Raw genomic sequence first — 2,785 nt, 5'->3', positions numbered from 1 at the left:
TAGTAGAAGAAGATGGAAGTGCACTCTGACCCCTGTTTACTGTTTACTGGGAAAGCAGCGCGGTCGGCAACCAGACGATGAAGACGCCGAAGTGCATGGCGAAGACGGCCTCGCCGCCTGGCGGCACGTACCCGGCAAGCGCCATCACGTGGACGATGAGGCTGAGGACGAAGCCGAGGGCGGCGAGCACCAGCAGGGGAAGCAGGAGCGCGATCATGCGGTGGCTGGGATGCGATGTGGGTGGCGCGTTAAGGAGGCGGCCTCGGGTTGGTCGGTGAGTGGCCGATTTCCGTGCTTATTCTCGAAACAAAACGGGAGCAGGCCAGATTGAGCTTTCGACAATATCATCGGGCAGGAAGCCAATTCCGCAGACTCCACAGTAATATCCAGCCACGAACTGCTGTAGTGGTTCTGGTTGCAACTTTTCGCTCTTGCATTCATCCACGGCAAGTTGATCTTTTCGTCGATACCCGGCTCGCTCCTCACCGTCCCCAAAAATTTTTCTCGGACTTGCGGATCCAATGAGAAGCGTCTTCTCGCGAATGTGAGAAGTGCTCAAGCACTTGGGGCACGCGATCGGGTTTTTGGCGTCGTCCATAGTCATTCAGAATACATGATAACTGCCGCTATCTGGCCATTGCCCAGGCCAGCCAGCGTGTAGACTGCCATCGACCAGGCGAGACTATGGCTATGAAATCAACCTGACCCCGTTCCCGGGGCAACCGTGGTTGTCGATCTAGGGGAGCTGAGGGGTAAGTGCAATTTGCAATTTCTTGAAACAAGTGGTTAGTCGCCATCTCAGCGATCTTCCTGATACGCGTGGTGGGCGACGGCCGTGTCAGTCCTTGCTGGCCACGCTCACCACCAGTTCGCCGTCGTGCACCTGCAAGCGCAGCGTACTGCCGATGGTGAAACCCAGCTCTTCCATCCAGCGGCCGCCCAGGCGCAGCGCGGGCGTGCGCTCGCCGTTGGCGGAGTGGCCGCAGCCGACGGTGCACTGCTGTGGCAGGCGTGGGCGGCGGGGCGGGCGCGAGGCGCGGGCAAGATCGGCGGCGTTGGCGGCGGCGACCTGTTCGGGTGTCAGCATGGAGATGAGCGTCGATTCGGCGATCGTCCACTGTGGGCAATGGCGATGCTTGTGCGACTTGCGCTTGCAGGGAGCGGCGGGGCGGGGTGACGGTTGACGCATGACACAACCTCCTTGGCAGACAGGAACCCGCGCCGAACGGCGACGGGATGTCGGGAGGTTAGAAACCGCTCATAGACGGCGGGCTTATTTCCCCGAAGGGTGTTGTATTCGCCGCCCTCCCGACGCAGACAGCGCGTCGGAGTGTGCCTGCGAACAGGCAAAAAAAACCACCGGTTTGACGGAGGTGGGTGCCGCTATGAGAGGAGTTTCTACGCTCCTTGGAGGTGATGGTGCTGCTGGTTTTTGGGGATGTCAACTGCCGATGCTGTACAGCGAAGATGATCTTTTAATTGAGACTGAAGCCATCAGAGGTCACCCAGTTAATGGTCGGGCCACAACTGCGCTGCGATTTGGACCTCTTGAACTCCATCCGATAACTCTTCCAGCAGCGCTTGAGGAACATCGCCGCCTGACCCTGGAAGAACGTACGCCCAATCAAAAGCATCTTCATATGCTGAAAAGCCGAATTTTTGCATTGCTTCAAACACAAGCTGTCGAAATTGATCGTTTATTACCGGTCTGTTGAATGCTATACAAAGGGCGTCTTCATCTCCGTCACGCACAACATTCGCTGTATCTGCGATCTGCTCGGCGGGGAACACTATCTCGTTGCTATAGGGTCCAACGCCAGGTGTGCCGTATTTCATGAGGAAGGTAAGCACTTGCTTGAACGGGACAGCCCTTTCGCGGCCTTGATGGAAGTAATGAAGAAATATGGTAGAGCTCATTGTGGTGAGAATAGCTAATTGGGCTCGTTTGAAAAAGTGGTATCGGGATGAACGACTAACGGGACCAGGTTCACTTATCGATTGAGTTGAACCCTTGCGCGGGCATGCGGGCCTATGCCTGCGAAGCACCGTTTCTTGGTCTGGACCGTGTAACGGGGTAGTTTCACTTAGGAAGTCAACCTGACCCCGTTTCTAAACGTGTTGCCGACTGGGCAGCATGCAGGCCATCGTCATTTTTCCAATATAAGGCCGATTCATGCTGGAGTGAAACTAAAAATCTAGCGTCAGTTCTGGTTGCAATTCGCTTAATGAACTTCTCGAGGTCGCCAGTCGCAGATAATCCCGCCGGCTCGGGACCTTTTATTCGCAAGTAACAACGAATGGCTACAGGAAAATCCATGCCTTTGGTATCCTCTGTGTATAACGTCCGATCGTGGAACTCACATGTGGCGTAAACGGACAGTCCGGAGTCGAAGAATCCTTCGGCTGTAGTGTCGCCGCTAGTTATGCCCAGTGCGCCCAATTCACGTAATGTTGTAGAGATGGCGATAATTGAAAGGCGCTCATCGGCTTCAAGGTGAATGTCTATTCCCATACTTGTAGCCTAACATCTGACGCTGCTTGCTGCACATGCCATCGGACTAACGAGGTCAGATTCACTTAATCGAATGAGTTGGATCCTTTGCGCGGGTGGCCATACGGGCCTATGCCAGCAAAGCACCGGTCTTGGCTTTTGCCACGTGTTTCAATTGGGAAGCCTACCTGACCCCGTTTCTCCTCAGCGGCAACACGCACTGGGCAACGACCGTTTCCGTGGGGCGATTGAGCGCCAGCTTGGCCGTCGAGCCGGCCCTGCAAGAATCGGGCG

At 55.8% G+C, this 2,785-nt stretch carries 4 protein-coding genes; 1 reads left to right on the top strand and 3 read right to left on the bottom strand.

All coding sequences use genetic code 11. The annotated features are described in order from the left end of the window. Window positions 1-43 precede the first annotated feature (43 nt). Together D588_RS27920 and D588_RS0114535 are read right to left on the bottom strand one after the other, a co-directional pair. Window positions 44-217, bottom strand: coding sequence for a hypothetical protein (locus D588_RS27920; RefSeq protein WP_017916501.1), 174 nt, complete (start codon window positions 215-217; stop codon window positions 44-46). Between the two features lie 621 nt (window positions 218-838). Further along, complete coding sequence (locus D588_RS0114535) at window positions 839-1,087, bottom strand: SymE family type I addiction module toxin (RefSeq protein ID WP_017916500.1); 249 nt, start codon at window positions 1,085-1,087, stop codon at window positions 839-841. A 364-nt stretch (window positions 1,088-1,451) separates the two neighbouring features. Between D588_RS0114535 and D588_RS28230 the strand changes: the two genes are divergently transcribed. Then, on the top strand, window positions 1,452-1,715 hold the full coding sequence (locus D588_RS28230) for a hypothetical protein (RefSeq protein ID WP_198526772.1): 264 nt from the start codon (window positions 1,452-1,454) through the stop codon (window positions 1,713-1,715). Between the two features lie 377 nt (window positions 1,716-2,092). Here D588_RS28230 and D588_RS27915 read toward each other — a convergent pair whose 3' ends face one another. Next, window positions 2,093-2,512, bottom strand: coding sequence for a hypothetical protein (locus D588_RS27915; RefSeq protein ID WP_157836469.1), 420 nt, complete (start codon window positions 2,510-2,512; stop codon window positions 2,093-2,095). Window positions 2,513-2,785: the final 273 nt, after the last annotated feature.

Source organism: Xanthomonas sp. SHU 308 (genome assembly GCF_000364645.1).
GTDB classification, from domain to species: domain Bacteria; phylum Pseudomonadota; class Gammaproteobacteria; order Xanthomonadales; family Xanthomonadaceae; genus Xanthomonas_A; species Xanthomonas_A sontii.
Note: the sequence above shows the minus strand (reverse complement) of the source record. Positions and strands in the feature narration are given on the sequence as shown.